Source organism: Protofrankia sp. CiP1_Cm_nod2, assembly GCF_920664355.1.
Lineage (GTDB): Bacteria > Actinomycetota > Actinomycetes > Frankiales > Frankiaceae > Protofrankia.
Map to the genome: position 1 here is coordinate 1 of NZ_CAKKTL010000004.1, position 25,267 is coordinate 25,267.

21 protein-coding genes are annotated in these 25,267 nt (G+C 69.7%); 11 read left to right on the forward strand and 10 right to left on the reverse strand.

The genetic code is table 11. The features are described from left to right. The 6 genes from NBW84_RS00775 to NBW84_RS00800 all read right to left on the reverse strand — a co-directional run. Positions 1–3,847 (reverse strand): type I polyketide synthase (locus NBW84_RS00775; protein WP_250280731.1); only part of this gene is annotated, 3,847 nt, incomplete at its 3' end. Positions 3,848–4,372: 525 nt separating this feature from the next. After that, on the reverse strand, positions 4,373–5,023 hold the full coding sequence (locus NBW84_RS00780; RefSeq protein ID WP_250291732.1) for an SGNH/GDSL hydrolase family protein: 651 nt from the start codon (positions 5,021–5,023) through the stop codon (positions 4,373–4,375). 459 nt (positions 5,024–5,482) lie between these two features. After that, entirely contained in the window at positions 5,483–6,016 is a 534-nt protein-coding gene (locus NBW84_RS00785; RefSeq protein WP_250280735.1) for a YiiD C-terminal domain-containing protein, read from the reverse strand. Positions 6,017–6,222: 206 nt separating this feature from the next. Further along, positions 6,223–7,446 carry an acyl-CoA dehydrogenase family protein gene (locus NBW84_RS00790; protein WP_445548433.1) on the reverse strand — a complete coding sequence of 408 codons (1,224 nt, stop codon included), beginning with the start codon at positions 7,444–7,446 and terminating at the stop codon, positions 6,223–6,225. Positions 7,447–7,678: 232 nt separating this feature from the next. Beyond that, on the reverse strand, positions 7,679–8,917 hold the full coding sequence (locus NBW84_RS00795) for an NAD(P)/FAD-dependent oxidoreductase (RefSeq protein ID WP_250280736.1): 1,239 nt from the start codon (positions 8,915–8,917) through the stop codon (positions 7,679–7,681). A gap of 262 nt (positions 8,918–9,179) precedes the next feature. Beyond that, on the reverse strand, positions 9,180–10,982 hold the full coding sequence (locus NBW84_RS00800; RefSeq protein ID WP_250280737.1) for an AMP-dependent synthetase/ligase: 1,803 nt from the start codon (positions 10,980–10,982) through the stop codon (positions 9,180–9,182). A gap of 567 nt (positions 10,983–11,549) precedes the next feature. Between NBW84_RS00800 and NBW84_RS00805 the strand changes: the two genes are divergently transcribed. The 4 genes from NBW84_RS00805 (at position 11,550) to NBW84_RS00820 (ending at position 14,798) form a co-directional block, all read left to right on the forward strand. Next, on the forward strand, positions 11,550–13,094 hold the full coding sequence (locus NBW84_RS00805) for an MFS transporter (RefSeq protein ID WP_250280738.1): 1,545 nt from the start codon (positions 11,550–11,552) through the stop codon (positions 13,092–13,094). A gap of 108 nt (positions 13,095–13,202) precedes the next feature. Next, entirely contained in the window at positions 13,203–13,466 is a 264-nt protein-coding gene (locus NBW84_RS00810) for a type II toxin-antitoxin system TacA family antitoxin (RefSeq protein WP_250280740.1), read from the forward strand. Further along, positions 13,463–13,975 carry a GNAT family N-acetyltransferase gene (locus NBW84_RS00815; protein ID WP_250280742.1) on the forward strand — a complete coding sequence of 171 codons (513 nt, stop codon included), beginning with the start codon at positions 13,463–13,465 and terminating at the stop codon, positions 13,973–13,975. Before NBW84_RS00810 ends, NBW84_RS00815 begins: the two co-directional genes overlap by 4 nt. 343 nt (positions 13,976–14,318) lie before the next feature. Next, positions 14,319–14,798: a PaaI family thioesterase gene (locus NBW84_RS00820; RefSeq protein ID WP_250280744.1), complete on the forward strand. Its 480-nt coding sequence runs from the start codon at positions 14,319–14,321 to the stop codon at positions 14,796–14,798. A gap of 146 nt (positions 14,799–14,944) precedes the next feature. On the opposite strand, the gene NBW84_RS00825 is transcribed toward NBW84_RS00820, so the two are convergent. Continuing rightward, complete coding sequence (locus NBW84_RS00825; protein WP_250280746.1) at positions 14,945–15,610, reverse strand: HAD family hydrolase; 666 nt, start codon at positions 15,608–15,610, stop codon at positions 14,945–14,947. A gap of 123 nt (positions 15,611–15,733) precedes the next feature. Then, positions 15,734–16,585: an MBL fold metallo-hydrolase gene (locus tag NBW84_RS00830; protein ID WP_250280748.1), complete on the reverse strand. Its 852-nt coding sequence runs from the start codon at positions 16,583–16,585 to the stop codon at positions 15,734–15,736. Between the two features lie 929 nt (positions 16,586–17,514). On the opposite strand from NBW84_RS00830, the gene NBW84_RS00835 reads away from it, so the two are divergent. The 5 genes from NBW84_RS00835 to NBW84_RS00855 all read left to right on the forward strand — a co-directional run bounded on the left by NBW84_RS00835 (position 17,515) and on the right by NBW84_RS00855 (position 22,487). Beyond that, positions 17,515–19,239, forward strand: a complete 1,725-nt coding sequence (locus tag NBW84_RS00835; RefSeq protein ID WP_250280750.1) for an AMP-binding protein — start codon at positions 17,515–17,517, stop codon at positions 19,237–19,239. Positions 19,240–19,469: 230 nt separating this feature from the next. Next, positions 19,470–20,258 carry a ferritin-like domain-containing protein gene (locus NBW84_RS00840; protein WP_250280752.1) on the forward strand — a complete coding sequence of 263 codons (789 nt, stop codon included), beginning with the start codon at positions 19,470–19,472 and terminating at the stop codon, positions 20,256–20,258. 115 nt (positions 20,259–20,373) lie between these two features. Continuing rightward, a complete protein-coding gene (locus tag NBW84_RS00845; RefSeq protein ID WP_250280754.1) occupies positions 20,374–20,634 on the forward strand; it encodes an acyl carrier protein in 261 nt (86 codons plus the stop codon). Further along, a complete protein-coding gene (locus NBW84_RS00850; RefSeq protein ID WP_250280757.1) occupies positions 20,631–21,491 on the forward strand; it encodes a class I SAM-dependent methyltransferase in 861 nt (286 codons plus the stop codon). Before NBW84_RS00845 ends, NBW84_RS00850 begins: the two co-directional genes overlap by 4 nt. 99 nt (positions 21,492–21,590) lie before the next feature. Further along, positions 21,591–22,487, forward strand: a complete 897-nt coding sequence (locus NBW84_RS00855; RefSeq protein ID WP_250280759.1) for an acyl-ACP desaturase — start codon at positions 21,591–21,593, stop codon at positions 22,485–22,487. Positions 22,488–22,573: 86 nt separating this feature from the next. Here the strand turns inward: NBW84_RS00855 and NBW84_RS00860 are convergent, their stop codons facing one another. Continuing rightward, a complete protein-coding gene (locus NBW84_RS00860; RefSeq protein WP_250280761.1) occupies positions 22,574–22,831 on the reverse strand; it encodes a hypothetical protein in 258 nt (85 codons plus the stop codon). Between the two features lie 483 nt (positions 22,832–23,314). Between NBW84_RS00860 and NBW84_RS00865 the strand changes: the two genes are divergently transcribed. Beyond that, positions 23,315–23,761 carry a hypothetical protein gene (locus tag NBW84_RS00865; RefSeq protein WP_250280763.1) on the forward strand — a complete coding sequence of 149 codons (447 nt, stop codon included), beginning with the start codon at positions 23,315–23,317 and terminating at the stop codon, positions 23,759–23,761. A gap of 369 nt (positions 23,762–24,130) precedes the next feature. Beyond that, positions 24,131–24,661, forward strand: coding sequence for a MarR family transcriptional regulator (locus NBW84_RS00870; RefSeq protein WP_250280765.1), 531 nt, complete (start codon positions 24,131–24,133; stop codon positions 24,659–24,661). Positions 24,662–24,725: 64 nt separating this feature from the next. Here NBW84_RS00870 and NBW84_RS00875 read toward each other — a convergent pair whose 3' ends face one another. Continuing rightward, on the reverse strand, positions 24,726–24,950 hold the full coding sequence (locus NBW84_RS00875; RefSeq protein ID WP_250280768.1) for a hypothetical protein: 225 nt from the start codon (positions 24,948–24,950) through the stop codon (positions 24,726–24,728). Between the last annotated feature and the right edge of the window lie 317 nt (positions 24,951–25,267).

Consider the following 25,267-nt stretch of genomic DNA (forward strand, 5'->3'; position numbering starts at 1 on the left):
TGTCGGCGGCAGCGGGCCGCGCGGCGTCCGCCGGAGCCGGCACGAGCGCCACCGCGGCCGGGGCAGCCTCGGCTGCGGCAGCCGCGGCCGACGGCGCCGGAGCTGGTGCGGGAGCCGACGTCGGGACAGAAGCCGGGACCGGCCTCGGCACGGAGGCCGGGGCCAGGGGCGGGGGTGGGGGCGGAGCCGCGGCGATCTCTGTCCGGCGCGGCTGCTCCGGCAGAGCCGGCGGCGGCGGGGCGGACGGGGCGAAGGCGGCTGGTGCTGGTGCTGGTGCTGGTGCAAGGTAGCCGTTGATCGCCGGGGGACGCTGTCCGCCGCGTTCGATCTCGGCCAGCGACGAGAGGATCTCGTTGGCGCGGATGTGCGCCTGCCCGATCGCCAGGCTCTGGTCCTTCACGCTCTCGACCGCCCGCGCGAGCCAGGCCCCGCCGGCCTCGTCCACGCCGGGCTGCCGCTGGTGCAGGATCTCCACCAGCCCTTCGGCGACCTGCAGCTGGCTTTCCAGATACCGGGAGTGCAGCGCCACATGCTGCGCGACCACGTCGTCGAGGCCGCTGCCGTCCCCGGCATCATCGACACGGCCGCTGCCCACCGCGTCGGCGCTGTGGGAGTGGGCCGCCGCCGGTGGTGCGGCGATAGCGACGGCCGGCGGCCACGCTGCCGCCGGCTGTGGGGCCGCCGACGTGGTCGGCGCTGGCGCGGCCGTCGAGGATGCGGCCGTCGATGATGCGGCGGCATGGCCGGCGGAGAGGACCGACGGGCCGGGTACCGACGGGCCGCCCGGCGCCGCCGCGTCCGCCGGCACCTGGTGGCCGTCCTGACGAGCGGCCCGGTGGGCGTCCGCGACATCCGCGTCGATCCCGTTACCAGCCCCGAGGCCGAGGCCGAGCCCGAAACCGTTGTCGCCGCCTGTCCCGTTGCCGCCTGTCCCGCTGGCGCCGCTGGCGCCGCTGGCGCCGCTGGCGGCCAGAGTGACGACCGACGCCCGGAAACCGTCGTCGAGCGCGGCCCGATAGGCGGCGCGGCGGGACTCCGGCACGTAGTCGGCTCCGTTCAGGGTCACGGCCATGCCCCGGGACTTCGGCGCCACCCACGCGGGGGCGTCGTACCGGTTGATCCCGCTGATCGGCGCGCCGAGAACCGCGAGCTGGACGGCGGCCTGCTTCAACGCGACGTCGCTGTCGCCGAGCGGGCCGGCGTCGGTGGGAACGGCGACGATGCCGGACTCCTCGAGGGTCCGCCTGGCCAGCGCGGTCAGCACCTGCTTGGGGCCGAACTCGACGAACACGTTGCAGCCGTCCGCACGGATAGCCGCCAGGGCCTGGACGAACTCGACCGGCTGGAGCAGCTGCTCGGTCAGCGCGCGCCGGTTCGCCTCGGTGTCCGGCCCGTACCGGACGCCCGCGGTGTTGGCGTAGACCGGCTGCCGCGGCTCGCCGATCCGCGCCGTCGAGACGGCGTGCCCGAACGCCTCGACGGCATGCGCCACATGGGAGGTGTGGAAGGCCGCGGAGACGGGCAGCGGCCGGGCGCCCAGCTGCCGCTGCTTGCATTCCTGGACGACCTCGCCGACCGCCTGGGTCTCCCCGCCGACGACCACCTGGTCCGGCGCGTTGTGATTGCAGATCACCACGCCGGGGAAGGCGCGGAGGATGTCGTCGACCTGCTCCCGGGTGGCCTGGACGGCGGCCATGGTGCCCGGGTCGTGGTCGGGGTCCTCGGCGGGCGGGGCCATCGCCTCGCCGCGGGCGCGGGCGAGGCGGAAGAAGTCCGCGTCGTCGAGGGCGCCCGCGGCCCACAGCGCGGTGAGCTCCCCGAAGCTGTGCCCGAGGAATCCCGCGCAGCGCAGGCCCAGCTCGGCGAGGTAGCGGAACTGGCCGGCCGAGAGCGCCCCGATCGCGGGCTGGGCGTACTCGGTCCGGCGCAGGGTGCTCTCCTGCTTCTGGCGTAGTTCCGCGTCGAAGACGGGCGGCGGGTAGATGATCGCGCCCAGCCGGCGGTCGGCTCCGGCGAACGCCTCGTTCGCGTCGTCGACGGCCCCGGCCACGGCCGGGATGTTGAGCACCGCCTCCAGGCCCATGTCCAGGTACTGGCTGCCCTGCCCGGCGAACAGCGCGCCCACCTTCAGGCCGGCCAGCGCCCGGGCGCGGAAGAACACCCCCGCCGGATGCGTCCACTGCGCCGCGTCCGGGGCGGCGGCGAGCTGCTCGACCGCCAGGGCGAGCAGGCGCTGGGCGGTCTCGTCGTCCACGGCGACGAAGCCGACCCGGGCGTGCTCCGCCGGGATCGGCGTGCTGTCGCCCGGCTCGGCGCCGGAGCGCAGCAGCTCCAGCAGGCTGGCGGTGTCGGCCGCGTGCCAGAGGTGGGCGCGGGCGGTGCGGTGCAGTGTCGTGGTGGCGCGGCGCTCGCCGGTGTGCTCCTCGGAGGCCGTGTGTTCCTCAAGAACGACGTGGAAGTTCGTCCCGCCGAAGCCCATCGCCGAGGCGGCGGCCCGGCGGACCGGCCGGGCCGGGTCGCGGATCCACGGCCGGGTCCGGGTGTTGACGTACAACGGCCCGCCGGTGAAGTCGATCGCGCTGTTGGGATGCTCCACGTTGATCGTCGGCGGCAGCGTCCGGTGGTGCAGGGCGAGCGCGAGCTTTATCAGGCTCGCCGTGCCCGCGGCGCCCTTGGTGTGGCCGATCTGCGACTTCACGCTGCCGACCGCGGCGAAGTGCCGCTCGCCGCCCGCCTCGGCCAGCGCCTCGGTCAGCGCGGACAGCTCGGTCCTGTCCCCCACCGCGGTGCCGGTGGCGTGTGCCTCGAACAGCTCGACGGACGCGGGCGAGCAGTCGGCGTCGGCGTAGGCGCGGGCCAGCGCCAGCCGCTGCCCTTCGGCACGGGGCGCGTAGATGCTCTTGGACCGGCCGTCGCTGGACGAGCCGATGCCGCGGATGACCGCGTAGACACGGTTGCCGTCCCGCTCGGCGTCGGCGAGCCGCTTCAGCGCGATCATGCCGATGCCCTCGCCGATGAGGGTGCCGTCGGCGGCGTCGTCGAACGGCCGGATCCGCCCGCTCTTCGACAGGGCCTGGGTCTTGCTGAAGCACATGTACCCGAAGATCGAGTTCTCGGTGTCGGCGCCACCGGCGATCATCATCTCGGCCCGGCCGTCGACCAGCTCGGCCACGGCCATCCGCAGGGCTGACAGCGACGCCGCGCAGGCCGCGTCCACCGTGCAGTTCATCCCGCCCAGCCCCAGGCGGTTGGCGACCCGGCCGGAGACCACGTTGGCCAGCAGGCCGGGGAAGGAGTTCTCCTCCCACGGCGCGAACGCCTGGACGTACTTGGCGGCGATGGCCTCGGCGTCGGACGCGCTGAGCCCGCAGCTACGGACCACTTCCTTCAGGACGGGGGTCGACAGCCGGGCGGCCAGCGGATGCATCAGCGGGACCGGCCCGGTGACCCCCAGGACCACCCCGGTGCGGGTGGCGTCGTACCAGTCGGAGCCGGTCGCGCCCGCGTCGCGCAGCAGGTCCCGGGCCACGATCAGGCTCAGGGTCTGCATGACGCTGGTGACCTCGAGCTGGTTCGGCGGGATGCCGAACTCCAGCGGGTCGAAGTCGACGTCGGGGATGAAGCCGCCGCGGCGCGAGTAGGTCATGTCCGGGACGGTCGGATCGGGGTCGTAGTAGTCGTCCAGGTTCCACCGGTCCGCCGGGACGTCCTGTGTGCAGTCCGTCGCGTCGACGATGTTCTGCCAGTACTCCCGGTAGTTGTAAGCGTTCGGGAAGAGACCGGCCATACCGACTATCGCGATCGGATTGTCGGCCAGGCGCCGTTGCGCCAGCGTGTCGCCGCTCACCGTTTTCCTCTCCTGAGCTTTCCTTGAGCCTTGTCGCAGCGGATGGTCCCGGCCTTTTCCGTGGCCCGGGCCCGCGTTTTCGGGTGCGGTGCCCGCGAGGCTCCGCGTTTCCGCGCCCCGCTTTCCCGGATACTGCTTTCCCGGAAACTTCTCTCCCGGGTTCCCGTTCCTGGGCCGGCCGCCGGCGGGCGCCTCGGATCCGGCATGTTCCGCCGGCTCGCCCGGTGCCCGCGGGCACACGAAAGAGCCGGGACGGGGAGCCAGCGGCGCTGGTTCCCCACTCGGCCGTGCCGTGCGGCGGCCCGGTGAAGCCGGGCCGGTGGGACCTTCTGGATCGGCGTGCGGACATCCGCGGCCGGCTGCCGGCCGGCGCGAGAAAAACCATGACCGTGCCTGTCCGGCCGTCCTGCCACGCCGGCCGTCCTGGCATTTCAGGTGATCTGGTGTTCCGAGTGATCTGGCATATCGGCTGGTCTGTTGTCTCGGCTGGTCCGATGTTCGGGCTGGTCCGATGTTCGGGCTGGTCTAGTACGACAGTGGTCCGGCACCGACGCCGGCGAACGGGGAGGCCGTGGACAGCGGCACCATTCCGGTGGCCAGGCCGACGAGGTCCGCCATGGCTTCGGCGAAGTGCTGGTGACCGATGGGGCTGGGGTGCAGGCCGTCGGCCGACCACATGGCCGGGTCCGCCCATTCCCGGCTGTCGACGACGTCCAGGCAGAGCGCGCCGGTACGTGCGGAGATCTCCCGCAGGTACTCGTTCGCCTCGGCGAAACGGCCCCGCAGGAGCTCCTGGAAGGACGCCGGCAACGGGAGGTTGCCGGGAATGTCCGCGTAGGTCGCGGTGAACATCACCGTGTCCGGGCCGGACAGCGTCGCGAAGATCGCCTCGAGATTCCGCCGGAAGCGGGCCGCGTCGTAGTCCCGGATCAGGTCATTGACCCCGGCCACGAACCCGATCAGCGGGGCCTTGTTCACCAGCGCGACCCGAAGCTGCCGGTCGATCACATCCTGGGTGGTCGCGTCGAAGGTCCCCAGGTTGAGGCAGCCGCTGCCCGCGATCCCGAACATCTCGGCGAACCGGGGCACCCAGCCGCGGTACGCCCCGTCCGGTGCGGGGTCGCCCCGGCCCTCGACGAAACTGTCACCGACGACCGTCATCCGCGCTTTCGCCATCATGTTCCCCGCTTCGTCCCGAGCTGCCCGCGAAAAGATTCCACAAGTTGGATGCCAGCCCACCCGTCCGTGCGGTCGTCACGCATTGTTCACACCCCTGTCATGTTATCCGGCAGGTCTTGGCACGGGCATTCGCCAGCAAGTTTCCTCTCAATTGTGCGAAGCATCCGAAAGAACGGTCAACGCCAATCCCGGATACCTATTGCCTGATCAGGGCGGGCTATCGACGCTATCCACGGGAAAACAGGATGCCCGCTCCAGAATTCTCGACAAATTTCGGCAGAGTTCACTGTCCCGTGGGGCCCGCCATACATCACCGGCCCGCTGCCACTGTCGCGGGAGGCCGCCGGGCGTGCCCGGACATCGTCACGCACTCTTCGGGAAACTTGTGCGACCGATACATTTTACAGCATTACACAGGTTTTGCACCAGTTCGTCCACAGTGCCGGCGGAACCCGTTCAGCCCGCCGCGATGCTGCAGGCATAGTCGAAGTGGAACTTGGCCAGCAGCACGTCGGCGTCGTCGTAGAGCAGCGCCCTGCCGTCCAGGTCGAACTGCTCCGCGGCCGTGCTGGCCAGGATTCGCCGCGCCTCTCGCTCGTCCACGGTGGCGATCGCGCGGACCCGGCCGACGGCCGGCTTCCGGAAAATCGACCGCGCGTCCCGGACCACCGTGTACTCGACCCGGGCCAGGCGCGGCGCCAGCGCGCCGGCCAGCGCGGCGGCACCGGCGATATCCGCGGCCAGGAAGAGCGCGCCGGCGTGCACCGTCCCCAGATGATTGGTGAGGTTCCTGTCCGCCGGAATCTCGACCACCGCGCGGTCCGGCCCAACCTCGGTGATATCGGCCCCGACGAAACGACCGAAGGGCACGAGCGAGTTCGTGATCTCACGAATCCGTTCGTAGTCGACGACTCCGCCGGTGGCCTCGCTGAATATCGCATACCCGGCCTGGGCGGGCGGAACCCGCGTGTCACTGGTCACGTCTACCATCCCAACACTGTTTTCCTACCGGACCGTGAACAGGTGTCGAACCGGTCACCGGAGGCGGCGGAAAAAGAGGTGAAGCGCCATGCGGGCAGGAGCGCGCGGGGCGGGGGAAAACGGGCACGAAGACGGTCCGCACCGCGGCGGCGCCCAGCGGAGCCCATCAGCGGAGTTCGCCAGCGGAGTTCGCCAGCGGAGTTCGCCGGTGCGCCTCACCGGTGAGCGCGCAGCACCCGGCGGGCGATGGACCAGCGCAGCACCTCGGACGGGCCCTCGTAGATCCGGAAACCCCGCGCCTCGACAAGAAAGCGGGCGACCAGTTCGTCCTCGCACACACCGAGCCCGCCGTAGAGCTGCACCACGCGGTCGAGCACCCGCCAGACCGCCTCCGACACGAAGGTCTTGGTGATCGCGGACGCGTGGCGCGCGGCGCCGCTGAGCGCGCCACGCTCGTCGATCACGGCGGCTGTCGAGTGGACGAGCGCCCGGGCGGCCGCGATGTCGATCTCGTTGTCGGCGACGTGCGCCTGGGCCATCCCGTGGCCGGCGACCGCTGTCCCGAACGCCTCGCGCCCGACGATCCGCGCGGCCGCCATCTCGTGCGCCCGGACGGCCACCCCCAGCCAGCTCATCGAGAACATGATGCGGGAGGGGGCCAGCCGTGCCTGGATCTGCTCGAAGCCCTTCCCGGCCTCGCCGAGCACGGCGTCGTCGGGCACGAAGCAGTCGTCGAACGTCACCTCGCAGTGGCCGCCCGGGGCGCTGTGGTCCAGCGTCGGCATGCGGCGGCCGACGGTGAGCCCCGGGTTGTCCTGGTCCACCACGAAGATGGTCGAGCCACCGGTGGTCGCGGCCATGCAGATGCTGAACGCCGCCCCGTCGGCTCCGGTGACGAAGTGCTTCGCACCGTTGATCTTCCAGCCGCCGGGGGCCTTCTCGGCGGTCGTGCGCAGCATCGCGAGATCCGACCCCGCCCCCGGGGACGGTTCGGACACCGCGAGGGACGAGCGGACCTCACCGCGCGCCAGCGGCTCCAGGTACCGCCGCGCCTGCTCGGCGGTGGCGAGGTGGGCGAGCAGGTGGATGTTGCCGTCGTCCGGGGCGGACGCGTTCACCGCGATCGGGCCGATCAGGCTCGCGCCGGCGGCCTCCAGCACGTGCGCCAGGGCACGGGTGTCGAGGCCGAGCCCGCCGTAGGCCACCGGCGACAGCGGGCCGAAGACCCCCGCCTGGCGTGCCGCCTCCTGCAGCCGCACCCGCAGCGCGTCGTCCATCGGACGCCCGTCGACGATGATCTCCCGCTCGACCGGGAAGACATGTTCCTGGACGAACGCCCTCGTGCGTTCGGCGATCCGCTGCGGGCTGGCGCCCGCGCTGCCCGCGCTGGACGCGCTGGACGCGGTGAGTGCGGTGAGTGCGGTGGGTACGGCGTTCACGGCTGGGCACGCTCCTGGTCTGTGTCGGCGCCGCCGCCGCGCGGGGGCGGCGGGCGGCGCGTCCGTTCCTCCTGCCGCGCCGCCTGGTTCACCGGCTCCCCGCTCCCCTGGCTCCCCGGTACACCAGGGCACCTGATGACCGAGGAGCGGTACAGGCGAGAAGCGATATCGTCCTATACCAGCAGGTATTGTCTGATACAGGCTTATACGGGCAGATGTGGGCGAGAAACGGTCAGGCGGCCGTGAGCAGCCGCTTGTCCCGCGGTGTCCCGACCGCTTCGTAGAGCTTCTCCAGGTGCTCCGGAGCGAAGAACTCCTCACCGTGGATGCCCCCGCCTATCATCGCGTAGAACTTCTTCGTGTATTCCGGGCTCTGGCTCGTGGCGCGCAGCACCGAGTCGAAGAAGGGGGGCAGCGGGAGGAGTTCGGAGATCATGCAGGTGAACTCGAAGGTGCTCTTGCTCCGCTCGTCGCGGAGCCTGGCGTACTCCGCCACCGCGTCGTCGATCGGGCGCTCGCCGGCCAGTCCTTCGTGCAGATGGTTCGCCAGGAGCTCGGCGTACACGAGGGCGTCGGTGATTCCCCAGCCGGTGAACGGGTCCTTGTGGTATCCGGCGTCCCCCACCAGCGCCCAGCCCGGCCCGTTGGAGCGGCGGTAGTAGTTGTCCGGGTAACGCATCACCCGGAAGTTCTCCTCCCGCTTCCCCTTCGCCCGCAGTTCCTCACCGAGCTCGGGGACGACCTCGTCGTACACCGCGTGGAAGTTGTTCTCCACGTCGGTGCGGAACGCGCTGAAGTGCTCCCGCCGGCGCAGCAGGGACAGCAGGTTCAGGCCGTCGTTGGTCGGCCACGTTCCTATCTGCTGCTCGTTGAAGCCGGTCCGGTGGTGGAAACTCCAGTCCAGGCCGCTGAAATACGAGTAGTAGACGAAGCAGCTCGCCGGGACCACCCGGTAGAAGTCGGCCCCGACCTTGTCCGCGACCGTCGAGTTCCGGCCGTCCGCGCCGACGACGAACGAGCCGCGGAACTCCTGCTCCGGCCCGTCGCCGAACTGGCCCCGGATACCGGCCGCACGGCCGTCCTCGAAGATCACGTCCTGGACGGTGAAGCCCTCGAGGATCTCCACTCCGGCCGCGCGCGCCGCGTCGACGAGAATGCCGTCCAGGACGGTGCGCCGCGGGGAGTAGACCTCGGTGATGCCCTCGATCGGGTCGGCGAAGCCCTCGATGTGGATGCCGGTGTAGGACATGATCAGGTTTCTTATCGGCGGGACGCCCGACGCCACGAGGCGGTCGAGCAGGCCCCAGTCCCGCAGCCGGGCAAGGCCGGTCTGGTGAACATAGTGCGTCGAGACGGTGTCACTCGGGAAGGTAGACCGATCGACGACAAGGACCCGGTGGCCTCGCCTGGCGAGCAGCAGCGCCAGTGGTGAACCGGCGCAGCGCGCACCGACAACGATGACGTCGTACATGAGAATGTGCTCCTGTCGTGAACCCGGCGAAGCCCGCGGTGGTATTACACACGGCAGTGGTACGGGTCGATTTTCCACAGCTGCCGGAACGAGAGTCAACAACTACCGCCGAGATACATCGCCCAATTGGGCGGCACAATTGACCCACAACCCGGGAAGGGCCCGGAAGAACACCGGAAAGATATCCGGAGAATTCTCCACAGGTTCACCGGGCGTTGGGAGGAGGGAACCGAAGGAAGAGGAAGGAGAAGGAAGGAGGAGGTTAGCCGTACACCGCGGCGATGTCCGCGGCGAAGTCGGCCTCGATGACGTTACGGCGCAGCTTCATCGAGGGCGTCAGCTGCCCGGCGGCCACGGTGAAATCGGTCACGAGCACCCGGAACGCCCGGATCGACTCGGCGCGCGAGACCAGGCTGTTCGCGTCGTCCACGGCGGTCTGGATCTCCGCGAGCAGCTCGGGGTCATGGCTGAAGGACCCGTCGCCGGCGGCGAGCCCCCGGCTGGCCTGCCAGCCGGCGAGCGCGGCGGGGTCGATCGTCACCAGCGCGCTGACGAAGGGCCGCCCGTCACCCACCACGATGCAGTTGCTCACCAGCGGATGCAGCCGGACCCGGTCCTCCAGCGGGGCGGGTGCGACGTTCTTGCCACCGCTGGTGACCAGGATCTCCTTGCGGCGGCCCGTGATGTGGAGGAAGCCGTCGTCGTCCAGCCGGGCGAGGTCGCCGGTGTGCAGCCACGGGCCCTCACCGCCCTGTGTCGCGTCCCGGTCGGTGGGCTGCGGACTTCCCTGCCAGTACCCCGGCGAGACGTTGAGGCCGCGGATGAGCAGCTCGCCGTCGTCCGCGATCGCCACCGTGGTGCCCGGGATCGGGCGCCCGGTGCTGCCCAGCCGGTTGGTGGCCGGGACGTTCACCGTCACCGCCGTCGCGGCCTCGGTCAGCCCGTAGCAGTTGAGGATCCGTACCCCGATGCCGCCGTAGAAGGCCGCGGTCGAGTCGTCGAGCGACGCGCCGCCGCAGATCACGTCCTGGAAGCGGCCGCCGAAGGAGGCCCGTACCCGGCTGTAGACCTGCTCGTCGAACGCGGCGTGCGCGGCGCGCAGGCCGTCGTCGACCGGCAGCCCGCGCGCGCTGGCGAGCCCGAACTCGATCGCGGCCCGCTCCGCCTCGGCGTCGACCACCCCGGCCCCGCCGGCCGCGGGCACCCGCACCCGCTTGCGGATCTTCTCCAGCGCGTACGGCACAAGCGCGAGGAAGCTCGGCCGGAACACCGGGAACTGCCCGATCAGCTCCGGGATGCCCGCCACCAGCCCGGTCCGGGTGCCCCCGTACAGGCAGGCGATGAGGATGGTCCGGCCGAAGACGTGCGACAGCGGCAGGCCCAGCAGGGTCGCGGCCTGCTCCCCGGCGGCGGTGCGGAAGAGGTCACCGGTGTGTTCGACGGTGTTGGCGGAGGACGCGTACAGGTTGCGGTGGGTGAGCATGCACCCCTTGGGCATGCCGGTGGTACCGCTGGTGTAGACGATCGTCGCGAGGTCGTCGGCGCGTACCTTGGCGCGGCGCTCGTCGAACTCGGCGTCTTCGGGCCCGTCCTGGTCCGCGTCGCGCCAGGCCCAGACCGCCGCCAGCGGCCAGGAGCCGACGCGCAGGGCCGCCCCGCCGATCCGGTCGAGCTGGGCCCGCTGTTCCTCGGTCTCGGTGAAGCACCAGTTCGCCGCGGAGTCGACGAGCAGGTGGCGCACCTGCTGCTCGGACGCCGTCGGGTAGATCGGGACCGTGACCGCGCCGATGCTGAGCACCGCGAAGTCCACCACGGCCCACTCGTAGCTGGTCCGTCCCAGCACGGCCACCCGGTCGCCGTGCGCGACCCCGTGCGCCAGCAGCACCTTGGCGACGGCCCGGACGTGGCCGGCGAACTGCCGGTAGCTGACGTCCCGCCAGCCGGCGGCGTCCTGCCAGCTCAGCACCGGGCGGTCCGGGGCCAGCCGGACACCCTCGTCCAGGATGAGGGACAGCCCCCGATCCGCGGGAAGAACGACACCGTCCCCGGACCTGTACTGCTGCATGTGAACCACCTACTCGCGGCGACGATTTCCGATGTCGGGAAACAGGAGCTCGGCGGCGGCGTCGGGGCCGGTCGAATATGAATACCAAAAGAATTCCCGACGAACAGCCACCACGAAGGCCACCACGAAGAATTCATCCGTTCGCAACACTCCCGTGGACTGGCCGGTGGGATGACGGATTCGGGCACCCGGGACCGGGCGCCGGTGGGCGTCTCATAGTGTGTGAACCTGTCGGGATGGTGTCAACGTGGGTTCGGCGGGCCCAATCGCCCGATCGGCGGGGACGATCGAGAATAACGACGACCGGCAACGGCCGACGACGGCGGATTCTCCCGGCCGACCGCTTCGCCAGCACTCGCCAGGACACCCTGCCAGGACGCCGCTGTGACGTTTACCACCCGACGGTCTCGAGTCGTCCGCGCGTATCCGGATATTACACTGGCGGCACGGATTCACATACGTACGGTCACCCACGAAGAATGCCGGGCCGTACGACGGCCTCCGGATCCCACCGCGGATTCCGCATGCCACACATCATGAGATGACCACCGGCAGAGGGATGTTTCCATGAGACCGGACGAAACGCCCACTTCGACGTCGCGCCGCGCCAGTCCCGCGATCCGGCTCGCGCTCGTCTGCGTGGCGACCTTCCTGGTCTACCTGGACGCCAGCATCACCCCGGTCGCCGTGCCGGCGATCCGCGCCGATCTCCATGCCGACGTCACCGCCGCCCAGTGGCTCCTGGACGCCTACACCCTGGGCTTTGCCTGCCTGCTGCTGACCGCGGGATCACTCGGCGACCGTTTCGGCCGCAAGGCCGCCCTGCTGACCGGCGCCGGCGGTTTCACGGCCTGCTCGGTGGCCTGCGCGCTCGCCCCGGGCGCGGGAGTGCTGATCGCCGCGCGCGGCGGCCAGGGCGTGTTCGCGGCGGCGGTCGTACCGCTGTCACTCGCGGTCACCACCGAGCTGTTCGCAGATCCGAGGCGACGGACCCGTGCCATCGGCGTGTGGGGTGGCGTCGCCGGTACGGCGGTGGCACTCGGACCGATCATCGGCGGGCTGCTCGTCCAGACGGCCGGCTGGGAGAGCATGTTCTGGATCAACCTGCCGATCGGCGCGGTGGCGCTCGCCGGCCTGTCCTGGGCCCTGCCCCCGTCCCCTCCCCGCCGGCCGTCCCGAAACGGCCGGGCCGCCGGCGAGGGCCGCGACGGCATGCCCGACGCGCCCGACGCGCCCGACGCGCCACCGGCCGATGGCCTCCGGGGGAGCCGGGAAGCCGCCGGCCGGCCGGACGTCGTGGGGCAGGCGCTGTTCGTGCTCGGTAGCGGGCCGCTGACGTTCGCGATGATCGAAAGCGGCCGTTTCGGCTGGTCCTCGCCGGTCATCCTCGGGCTCCTGCTCGGCAGCGCCGTCGTCCTGGCGCTCTTCGTGCGCTGGGAGATCCGCTGCCCGCACCCGATGCTCCCGCCGCGCCTGCTGCGCGTTCCCGCGGTCGCTGTGGCCTGCGTCGTGAACTTCCTCGGCCTGTTCGGCATGTACGCGGTGCTGTTCCTGCTGACCGTGTACCTCCAGGAGACCCGGCACCTGTCACCGGTGGGAACCGGGGTGCGTTTCCTCGCGCTCACCGGGTTTCTCGGCGTGGCCTCGATGGGCGCGGCCGCCGTGGTGGCCCGGCTCGGGACCCGCACGACCATGCTCCTGGGCCTGCTCCTCGTGGCGGCCGGGCTCGGCGGGCTCACCCTCGTCGAGGACGCCGGCGGCTATTTCACCTACGGATGGGCCCTGGTGCTGCTCGGTGCCGGCATACCGCTGTCCAGCGGTGTGGTCGCGATCCAGGCGATGATGAGCGCGGTACCAGCCGATCTCGCCGGTACCGCGTCCGGCGCGATGAACACGTTCCGGCAGTTCGGGGCCGTCTTCGGAGTGGCACTCGCGGGCGTCCTCTCCCCGCAGCGGGGCGAGGCCGTCACCTCGATGAACGTCACCTTCATCGTCGCCGCGACCGGCGCCCTGGCCGGTGCCGTCGTGACGGCGGTCGTGCTACGCGCGCGGAACGACCACGCCGGCCGGCCCGTACCCACGGTGGAGCCGCAGCAGCCAAGCGTCGCGTGACCTCGACCGACCCGCCGTCACCGGCCTGCCGTCGGGGATTTCCGTTCCAGCTGTAAGCCACACCTCCTCGGCTCGTACGCCTACCAGGCGCACACTCAGGACATGACGATGATCAAAAGTTCCCGCATCGCTGTACGCCTGCCTGAAGAGCAGGATGCGCTGATCCGCGTGGCAGCCGAGGTCGAAGGCTCGACCGTCACCGAGTTCACCGTGAACGCGGCCGTAGCCAGGGCCAAGGACGTCCTGGCAGAGCAGCGCCTGTTCACGCTGGGGAGCGAGGCATGGACGGAGTTCCTCACCATTCTGGATCGTCCGGTTACTCGTAAACCGCGCCTGGAACGCCTGCTCACCGAGGAGCCGATCTTTGAATGAGTGGCTGCTCCGCTCCCAGGCCGATCGCCGCGGCTGATGACCTGTCGACCTTTGACAGCGGCGAGTCCGCACTGGACGACTGGTCGCGCCGACGGGCGTTAGGTAACCGGACAGCGGGAGCCTCCCGCTGTTTTGTCACGTGCCGTGACGCACGTGTCGTCGGCTACTACGCCCTGGCTACCGGGGCCGTACAGCGGCTGGATACCAGCCGACGCATCGGCCAGGGCATGCCCGATCCCGTCCCGGTCATTCTGCTGGGGCGTCTCGCCGTCGGCGTCAAGGAACAGGGCCGGGGTCTGGGCGCCCATCTGTTACGCGACGCGATCACCCGTACCATCGCGGCAGCGGAGATCGTCGGCGTGCGAGCCCTGCTCGTACACGCGCTGCACGACCAGGCTCGGGAGTCCTACCTGCATTTTGGGTTCGAACCGTCTCCCACCCACCCGCTCCATCTGTTCCTTCTGATGAAGGATGCCCGGGCTCTGACCAGAGGCGACACATCCGGGTAGTGCCGGCCGGATCGGTGGCCGGCACTACCCGGCACAGCCAGGAATGTCCGTCGACCGAACAGCCGTCCACGCCGCTTTCCGGACAGTTCCGTTCTCGGAAATGAAAAGCCGGGAAAATGGAAAAACCGTTCATCCACCGTGGGGTAACAGAACGTTCACCGGCGGTCCACCGTTCCGCGGTCCTGTTCCAGTGGATGTCGGCGTATCGTCCGGTGACGAGCGTCCCGGGTGCGGGACGAGCCGAGGCCGCATGCGGATGACATGCAGAATATCGCGGCCGGCAACGCGGCAGCTGGAGCCGCCGGGAGACAAGAGCGTGGCGAGAGACAAAGGAGGCGAGTCCGTGCAGGTGAACGGAACGCGGGAGGAGTCCGCCGCACAGAGCCGCATCCGGGAACTACAGCAGTTGTTGGAATACGGCCTGCAGGCCGGGATCGGGGTCGGCCACTCGCTGGGTATCACCGTCGAGTCGGTGGACGAGGGCCGGACGGTCTACACGCTGGCGCCCTCACCGGCCACGGCCAACGCGATGTACACCGTGCATGGCGGAGTTCTGGCGACCCTCATGGACACCGCCATGGGGAGCGCGGTCTTCACCAGTCTCCCCGACGGGGTTCTTTACACCACGCTCGAGCTGAAGGTCAATTTCATCCGGTCGGTGAAACTGGACGCGGACCGGCTCACCTGTGAGGGCCTGGCCATCCACGTCGGCAGACGGACCGCGCTCGCGGAAGCGCGTGTCACCGACCCTACCGGCAAGCTGATTGCCCACGGGACGAGCACCTGCCTGCTACAGCCCGTGGACACGACCCGGAGCGCGTAGCCGGCCGTCCTGCCCGTACCCGGCACGGCCGGCCCCGTGGCCACGGCCACTCCGCCACAGCCGTGGCCACGGAAGGGCCGTCTGAGACAGCGGGGCGGTGCCGGATATCGCGTGGGTGGTCTCCGGTCCGTGTGGAATACCCACCGTCACAGCTGCATCAGGTGCTCCAGGGTCTGTTCCGGCGAGCTGTGCAGGATCGTCCGCCAGCCACGGGCCCGCGCGGCGACGCAGTTGACCGGCGTGTCGTCGATGAGCAGGCACTGTCGGGGCGTCGCGCCGAAGGCGTCCTCGGCCAGCTGGTAGATCTCCGGGTCGGGCTTGCGGATCCCGGTCTCGTGGGAGTTGATGGTCACCTCGAACACGCCCGCGTCGGGCATCAGCGCCGCGCGATGCGGCTCCCACTCGGCCACGCTGTTCGTCAGCAGCCCCACCCGCAGCCCCCGGCGCCGGCAGTCGGCCAGACAGCCGAGCAGTGCGCTGTTCATCCGCCGTCCCTCGTACCAGTGGTCGCCGAAGCGGGTCAGGTCGACTCGTGGCGTCCACCGCGGGGCGAGCGCCGCGGTGACCCGCAGTCCCCAGTCGTGCTGCGTCATCAGCCCGCGTTCCAGCGGCTCGAGCATCCGCATGCCGCGCTCGCCGGCGACCGTCTCGATGGCCGACCGCAGGGCCGCGGCCGGCACCCCCGCCGCGGCCACGAACCGGTCGAACGCCTCCGGGATGGGGGAGGTCAGCACGCCGCCGAAGTCACACCACACCACCGAGACCTCCGCCGACGACGGGCGCCGGCCGATGTCCCGGGTGCCGTCAGCCACATCCGCCCCCCGGGACATCGGCCGGTGGGACGGCGGCCGGTGGGACGGCGGCCGGTGGGACGGGCCGGCCCGGGCAGGATCGGCCGCGGGCGGCCCCGGGAGCCGCGTGGGCGATTCCGGGGGTCATCCGGGAAAGCCCCCGGGAATCCACGTGTCGAACTGGGCGGCTGGCGCGGCAATGTGCACCGGGCCGGTGAAGACCTGGCGGGCGTCGGCCTGCCGGGCCGCCAGCCACCGCGGGTCGGCGGAGATGAAATGGGTCAGGACGAGCTGCCCGGCGTCCGCCTCGGCCGCGGCGGTACCGGCGTCGGTGGCGCACAGATGACCGTGCGGCCCGTTGTCGGCGATCTCCAGGGTGGCTTCGGCCAGCAGCAGGTCCACGTCGCGGGCCAGGGGGATCAGCGCGTCTGTCCAGCCGGTGTCGCCGGTGTAGGCGAGGCTGCCCGCCGGGCTGTCCAGCCGGACACCGCAGTTGGGGATGGCGTGACGCAGCGCGTGCATACTGATCGTGCAGTCACCCACCGTGAAACTCTCGCCCGGGACGTACTCCCGTACGTCGAAGGCGAGGTCGAACGCCCTGTCCAGCAACGGGATGGTCGCCACCGGAAAGAGCTCCGCGAGCTTCCGCAGGGTCGCGCGCCCGCCGGCCGGGACATAGAGCGGAATCGGCGTGAGCCGGGTGGTGCCGGCCGCCTCCAAGATCTCCGGCAGGGTGGGGAAGGACGCGCCATACCGCGCGTGCCGGCTCAGGAGAGTTTTTCCGACCGGCAGCAGATCATAGCAGTGATCCAGGTGGAAATGACTGATCACCACCGCGTCCAGCATTTTTGGATGCCCTATCATGCTGAGCGCCAGCGCCACACCGGGACCGCAGTCGAGCAGGATCCTGGTGCTGTCGGTGCTCACGAGATAACCCGAACTGCCCTGGCCACCGGAAGGCATTCCCGAACGGCAGCCGAGGACGGTGAGATGCATCTGCGAAATGTCCGATCTTCTGAAATACCGGAATCCGGGGACTCCGGAGCACTGGTGTGATGTGGTATGCCGAGGCGCCCCGACGGCGTAACGTGTGGATCTTTGTGATGCCGCCGGAGAATTTTGGGTCCTGGGAACCGGGGGTGCACGGTTCCCCCGGTTCCAGCGATGTTGCTAGCAGCTTGTGGCCCTGGCAACGAGCAACTTCCAGCCATACGATTACGAACGCTTATCACCGCTGTTCACTGCCCTCGCCGCCGCTCACCAGGCTGGCCGTGCCGCCGGGATGCCATGCCCGGCCGGCATGACTCCCAGCCGGCATGACTCCCGGCCGGGACGTGCCGGGACGGCCCGGCAGGTCCACCGGCGCTGTCTGTCGGCGGTCGTCCGGGAGCCGGCGCGGCCCGGTACGGCCCGGTACGGCCCGGTACGGCCCAGCGTGGCCCGGCCTTCGTACCGGGTCGGGCCGGCAGCGGCCGGCGACGCCCGGTCAGCGCTCGACGTATTACGCGGAAAAGTGCCCACCGGCCGCTTTCTCCAGTTTTCGCCCAGCCCGTCACGGCCTGGTGGTGAACGAAACGCGAAGCGACGACAAATGATGCGGGAATCCTGCCTGCGACCCACCGGATCCGGCCTCGCTCAATAGCTGTCCAATAGCTTTCCCGAATGGATCTATACGATCGGGAAACAACCGTTGACGGTCCTCGGTGCGCCGCCGGACAATTTTTCCGGTGGCGGCGTTCACGGCGCACCGGGCGCGATTCGCCCATTGGCCGGCCGGTACGGACGCCCCGACCGGTGGTCCCCGGAGACGGCGACACGAAGAAACTACGGCTCGAAGAAACGGCGACACGAAGAAACGGCGGCGCAAAGAAGAGGACGGCGTGAGGAAGGCGACGGCCGGCTCTTCGTGGACAGGGGGAGGCCGCATGGTCACCGGCACGTTGCACGATGCGCTTGACCGGGCTGCAGCCCACGGCCGGGACACCCGGGTCGACTTCCCGTCCGAGCCGGCTTCCATCACCCTCGGTGATCTCGCTGATTCCACCCGGGTGATGGCGCGCTCGCTGGCCGCGGCAGGCGTGGGACCGGGCAGCCTGGTCGGGATCTTCAGCCAGAACGCACCCGAGTTCCTCCAGGCGCTGTTCGCCATCACCAGGACCGGCGCGGCGGCCTGCCCGTTGCCGCTGCCCACGGCGGCCTGGGATCTGGCGGGGCACGCGCACCGGCTGGCGCGGATCGTGTCGGTCGCAGGCATCCGCGACGTGGTTGTCTCCTCCCGCTTCCGGGGGCTGGCCAGCCGTTTCAACGGTGCCGTGGGTGACGTGGCCTTCGTCCGCGCCGCCGATCTGCTGGCGGCCGCGCCTCCGCCCGGGCGACTGCCCCTGGTCGACGCGGCCCAGACGGCCATCGTCCAGTTCACCTCGGGAAGCACCGCCGCCCCCAAGGGGGTCCGGCTCACCCACGCCAACACGCTCGCGGGCATCGAGGCGATCAGCGAGGGGATCGACCTCGGCCGGGACGGCGACGGAGGCGGCAGCTGGCTGCCTCTCTTCCACGACATGGGACTGTTCGCGACCCTGTCCGCGATCATGCGTAACGTCCCCATGACAGTGTGGTCACCCGCCTCCTTCGTCAAGGACCCGGCACGATGGCTGCGCCAGTTCCTGGCGTCCGGGGCGACGATCTCCCCCGCTCCCAACTTCGGCTACGACCAGCTGGTCGCCGCCGTGCCCCCGGGGGAGGTGGCGGAGCTGGACATGCGTCACTGGCGGGTCGCCTTCAATGGTGCCGAGCCCATCGCGCTGGCTTCGGTCGAGCGGTTCCTGGAACACTTCGCGCCGGCCGGTTTCGCCCCTGAGGCGATGTTCCCGGTGTACGGGATGGCCGAGGCGACGCTGGCGGTCACCTTTCCCCCGCTGGGCCGGCCGCCGGTGTCGGTCTGGGTTGACCGGGACCTGCTGGCCAATGCCGGGCGCGTCCAGCGGGTGCCACCCGAGCATCCACGCGCGCGGGCTGTCATCGCCGTGGGCCGCCCGGTGCGCGGGGTCGACCTGCGAATCTCCAGCCCCGACGCCGGCGAGCTGCCTGCCGACGCCCAACGGGTCGGCGAGATCGAGATCCACGGGGATCCGGTGACGTCCGGCTATCTGCTGGCGGAGGGAACCGACGACGACACCTTCACCGCGGACGGTTGGCTCCGTACCGGAGACCTGGGTTTCCATCTGGGTGACGACGTGTTCGTCACGGGACGAACAAAGGAAATGATCATCATTCATGGGACGAACTTCTACCCCGAGGACGTCGAGGGCATCGCCCGTGACGTCCCCGGGGTGTTCAAGCGCCGCTGCGTGGCTGTCGCCGGCCGCGCCCATGACAGCGACCGTGACGACGGCCGCGGCGGGCACGGCTGGGATGCCGGCCCGCACGGGAGCGACGGCACAGAAGTGATCACTCTGCTCGCGGAGACGAGCCTCGACGACCCGGCCGCACGTGACCGGCTCGCCGGTGATCTGCGTGCCCAGATCACCGGAACGCTTGGCCTGTCCGACCTGGCGGTATGCCTGGTGCCCCCGAGCACGCTCCCCCGCACGTCCAGCGGCAAGTTCCAACGCCTGGCCATCCGTGAACGATCATGGAAGCCTCCGCTCTGACACCGCGGGCCCGCCGCCCAGTTCACCGACGCCCGGTTCACCGGCACAACAGAGTTCGACGTCACAGAGCTTGATGTCACAGGGCCCGATGTCACAGGGCCCGACGTAACAGCCCGGCGTGGTCCTGCCACGAAGATCGCGCACTGTGACCCTCGCCCGGGCCGCCCGGGCCGCCCGGACCGGCCCCGAAGCCCGCAGCAGCCCGCACGCGAAGTCCGCGAAGGAAGCCGATGCACAGTTACGATGTCTTCCGCCAGTACGAACGTCATCAGTGGCAACTCGCCGACCTGCCGTTCGACAAGATCGATCGCGACCTGGTCGACCCCGACTACGTCACACTGGCGAAAAGCGCGGTGATGGGCGAGTCGAACTCGATAGCCGCCCAGCACGGCTTTTTCAACGAGTTCGTCGATGACTACGACTTCTCCGCTTTCGTGGCGATCTGGGGCTTTCAGGAACTTCAGCACCACTACGCGTTCCGGGCCTGGCTGGAAGCACTGGGCGTCCACGTCGAGGCGGCTCCCGTCGAAGCGATGCGGGAACCGTACGCGCCCGGCACGACACCGGCCGCAACCCTCGCGACGAACATCATTTCGGAACTGACGGTGAACCACGTCTACCGGGCCGTCTCGGACTGGGTGGCCGAGCCGGTGCTGCGGACAATCATGCGGGACGCCAGCCGGGACGAGGCAGCCCACGCCCGCGAGTTCATCTACTTCGCCCGCAGGCGCCTGGCCGCGCATCCGCGGGAGCTGCCATCCGTCCTCGAAACGCTCTATGTGTACACCTCCGGCACACGGATCAGGCATCCGGTGAGTGTTTTCAAAAGCGAACTGCCGGAACTGCGCGAGCACGAGACGATAGACACCGGCTTCGAGTTCTTCCTTACCAGGGCCGGCGGGGCCTGCGAGCTCGACCGCCTCCAGGTGAAGATCCGCCGGGCCTTCGGTGCCCTGACCGGCCTGGACCTCGCCAGCAACGCGCGTATCCGGCGCGCGCTGGCCGAAGCACTGGTATGACACCCGCCGGATCCGGCCCGAGCGGGTGGACAGCTTCGGCCGGCAATCCGGTGGCCGTCTTTTTCGTATCGTCAGCAGCCCGATGCCGTGAAACACGACACGTTTTGGAGAGAAATTGTCCGCCACCCACGAGCAGATCGTCGCTGTCGTCACCGACATCGTGACCGGCGAGCTCGGCCTCGCCACCGGCAGTGTGACTCCGTCCACCGACCTCCGCTCGATCGAGGGGGCCGACTCGGTCAAGGTACTCCGGATGATCTCCAGAATCGAGCAGCGTTTCGACGTCGAGCTGGAGGACGAAGACGTCTTCGGTGTCTCCTCCGTCCATGACATCGCGCTGGTCGTGGCGAAGGCCCTCATCCCGGACCCGTCATGACGACGATCACGGACCCGAGGACGGACACCGCCGTCGCCGACACCAATCAGCACTACGACCTCGACCCGGAGGTCTTCGGCCTCTTCCTCGATCCGTCGCGCAAGTACAGCTGCGGGCTGTACAGGTCCGAGACGGACACCCTGGCGGACGCGCAGATCAACAAGCTGCGCTTCGTCGCCGAACGCCTGGGCCTGCGAGGCGGCGAGCGCCTGCTCGACGTGGGCTGCGGCTGGGGATCCCTGTTACTGTTCATGGCACGGGAACACGCCTGCCGGGCAACCGGCATCAGCCCGGCGGCCCGCCAGCACGCCTACATAAGCGGCCGGGCCCGTGAACTCGGTGTGGCCGACCGGGTCAGCACCTGGCAGGGGCATTTCGAGGAGATCGACCTGCCCGCCGGCGGCTTCGACGCGGTGACCATGCTCGGATCCATCGTGCACATGCCCGATCTGGCCGCCGTGTTCGCCAGGGCCCGAGCGCTGCTGCGCCGCGGTGGCGCCCTTTACGTGTCGGAAAGCTGCTTTCGCAACGCGTCCGCGCACGAGACGTTCCACCGTCGCGCCGGTACCCGGTTCGTCGGCGAGACAATCTTCGGCTGGGGTGACATGCGCCCGCTGTCCGACCTGGTCCGTGGCGCCGAGGACGCCGGCTTCTCCATCGTCGGCCTGGACGACCTCACCGCGGACTACCGTCGCACGATCGACGACTGGCTGGCGAACGTCCGCTCCGCCACCGGCGCCATCGAGCGGATCCGGCCAGGTCTCGCCGGCGAGCTCGAGCGCTACCTGGAGATCGCCAACGCCGGATGGGGCTACACCACCAAGCACTACGCCCTGACGTGCCGGAAGGCACGATGACCAGCCCACCGCTCCAGGACCCGGCCCTGTTGCCGTTGCTGCGGCCCGGCGGCCGCGTGCCGGAGCGGCAGGCACGGTGAAAAAACGGCAGGAGGACCGATGACCGTCGTGGACGGCAGCCCGGCAGGGGAAACCCTGGCTGCACCACCGTCGGAACAGGATGCGCGCCGGCTCCTGCCGGCCGCCGACATCGAGCATGCGGTCACCTCGTTCATGGCTGCCTCGCCGTCGACACGCCGCTTCGACGTGGAAAGCGACTTCGACTGGAACAGCGCGGACTGCGGGAGGCTGACCGAGGGGCAACGGTCCGCGGTCCGTTTCATCACCCTGATCGAGGATCACCTTCCCGGCTACTTCGCTCTCTACAACCGGTTCTTCCCCCTCGATGGCGATGTCGGCCCGGCGGACTTCGTCCGTAACCGGGAGCTGTACCACTTCACGGTCCGCTGGGCGCAGGAGGAGGACACCCATGCCCGCGCTCTCTTCCGCTATCAGGTGGCCTCCGGGCTCGCCGAGCCCGAACGGCTGCGCCTCGAGCTCGCCGAGGAGGGCCGGCGGAGGTTCACCCTGCCCTTCGACAGCCCGGTCTCGCTGTTCACCTACACCCTCGTGCAGGAGAAAGCGACGCAGCTCTACTATCAGCAGCTTCGCGCCGTGATCGACGAGCCGGTTCTCGCGGAGATCCTGAACCGGCTCAGCCGGGACGAGGCCCGTCACTTCTCGTTCATGGCGGACATGGTGGAGCGATACCTGATCCGGTACGGCGACACCGTCGTGGAACCGATCCGGGACGTGATAGCGAACTTCCGGATGCCGCTGGCGGACACCATCAAGGGCTACTGGCGATGGGCGCTGCGGATCGCGGACACCGCGCGATACGACCATACCGACTCCTACGAACATCTGATCCGGGTCATCAGGCGCGCTGTCGACGCGCCGTCGGACCGGGTGGAGGCGTTGACCCAGTTCATCTCCGCCTGCCGCACCCCCGGGTAGATTTGTCGGCGTGAGCCTGCCAGCGCGGGCCCGTTTCACACCAGTCGTGCCTGTTGATCACCGACACGACTGGTCCACCGGATTTTTCACGCCACCCACCGGACACTGCGAACCAGCGGCGGAAGGTGGAAACGGACGGCGCCGACGGCGTAGTCGCCCCAGCCGCGTTCCGCCGCATAACCGTCGGCAGCGGCAACGCTTTCAAAAAGAATCACCACCTCTGTGACAGCGGACCGGTCGTTCCCGTCGAAGAGGACCACCGCGTACAGCGACGGCGTCGATTCCGCCGCGGGCCCACGGGGCAGTCGCCGCGCCGGCTGCCGCGGCGGCGGTACGGCTGTCATGTCGGCTCCTTCCGGCCAGGGTGCGGCGTCTGCGGTATCCACCGTGTCCGCAGCGTCCACAGCGCGGATGGGCCTGCCCCGCCGCCGCGAGCACCCGGATCTGGCATCGTCACGGTTTGTCATCGCCAGCCCTTCAGATCGCTGCCTGAGATCACTTCCTGGGACCGTTTCCCGTTCGAGGCGGCTGCCATGACGAGCGATGCCCAGCTCGACAGCACCACTCGACGGTGTCACCGGTGACATCCGCTGGGGCGGGATTCGCCCGTCACCGAACAGTGAACATCAGCGCCGTGGCAGAATGCAGCGCCTGCGTCTGGCGGATCCCAAGCCGATCGTCTGGGCGGAAACCGACACGAGAATGGCATCAAACTGGTAGCCGGGAGACCGGCGCAGTCCTTCCGAACTCCTGCCGCGTGGCGAGCTGGTACAGAAAACTGGTGGGTGCCAGACCAGCCACGCGGAAAGGAACGACAAAATCACACGATGGAAACATCAACAGCACAACAAATTCACAACCAGCTCATCCGGATGCTCCGTCGCGGCGGCCGTCCCACCGAGCTGATCACGTACACCCCGGAATTCGTCGACCTGGTCTGGCCCGCCGAGGCGGGCATGCCCCGGCAGGCCATCCACGACCGGGCGCTGCGCGCCCACCGGATGCTCACCGCCGCCGTCGCCGCCATGGAACAGCCGCACAGCGAAGCAATCGGAATCATGCTGTGCCTGTGGCCGGGCACCCTCGGCCTGACCCTCGACCAGAGACGGGAACGGGCCGCCCGCCTTTTCGGCATCCAGTCCGACACGTTCCGCCGCTCGGCCCACGAGGGGCGCCTCGTGCTCAGCCTCTCCCTGGAGATCTACCAGCGGGTCCGGGACCGCCACGACCGGCGGCGGACCCTGCCCACCGCGGATCACGGCGGTACTCCGTGATCCAGCACACTCCGTGATCCGGCGCACTCCGTGGACCGGCGCACTCCGTGGACCGGCAGCGGCCGAGAAGGCGCCCCGGGCCGTCCCGGTCATCGGCCCGGCTGCTGGAACGGTGGTGACCGGACCATACGCGGTCCGGTGAAGAGCACCGCTACCGACGGATACCGATGAATTCCAGTGGTTCACGGCAACCAGCAGCCATGGAATCTTCGCTGCATACCGCTGTCGCCATATCGCCTGGCCTGCTGCCACGATCCGGGGCACCGTCGGCACGAAAAATCCCGGATCCGGGAATGTCACGGCCGTTCCGCCGGGAGGCGCGCTCGGGCCGCCGGCGGACGGGACCGTCGTTACCATGGGGCAATGACCGTGCCCGTGCAGTCGACCAACAGTCCGCCATCCGTGGGACGCCGGCGGCCCCCGGCCGCCAACGAGGATTCAGGCCTGCCCGAGAACGACGAGAACAGCCGTATCGACCCGGCATTCGTGACCGCGCTGCGAACGTCGATAACCAGGCTTGCGCGCGCGCAGCGGGCCGAACGACAACGAGATCCGCAGGCGCTGCCGGTCAGCCTGATATCGGCCCTGTCCGCACTGCAGCGGCTGGGCCCGCTGACCCCAACGCAGCTCGCGCATCTGGAAGGCGTGCGCAAACCATCGATGACCCGGGCGCTGGCGGCCCTTACCGAACGCGGCCTGGTGATCAGGGAACACGACGAGTACGACGGCCGGCAGTTCATCGTGCGGATCTCCGCCGAAGGCCTCACCGCGGTCGCCCGTTCACGCGACATCGTCGACGGCTGGTATTTCCGGCGGCTGCGACAACTGGATCAGCAGGACCTGGCGGACCTCATGCGCGCCGGTGGAGCGCTCGTGCGACTGGCCAACGAGACGGCCTGACCCGGTCAACCGGTTCAGTGCTGCCAGCCGGACACATACCATGGCCAGGCGCCCTGGGCGCTCCTCAGGACGGCTGGTCATGATTGTCGGCGGACCGCTGGCGGGTGCTGGTCGGCGCCGGCTCCACGGAGCGCTCCGGATGCGGGCGCAGCAGAACGAACGAAAACAGGTAGATTGCCAGATAGCTCAGGACCGCGGCGAACGCAAGCAGGTCCAGCGACTCGGCAAAAGCAAGGACAACGAGCAGCAGAACACCGCTGCCCAGGCCGACGAGAAGAAGCGGCGGCACATCTGCGGTAAACCGGCGGGGGCGTTCCGTCATATCTCACGTTGTTCCCGGAAAAAGGCCGTTCCCGGGCGTCCCGCCCGCCCGGCCGAGGGCCGGGCGGGCGCCGGGGCCGAAGAGCTCGTGAAACCCGTGAGGCCCGCCATCGGCGGCTGCCCCGCCGGCCGCCGCGGGACCGGCGGCCCGGGCCGTCGGCATGTCGCGGACATTCCCGTCCGGCTCGCCCAGGCAGCTGCCGTCGACGTGCTCCAAGAAAATCTGTGCCCCTCTGCCGGATGCGGCGACGGATGCGGCAGCCCGGCCGCGAGCCGCAGCATACC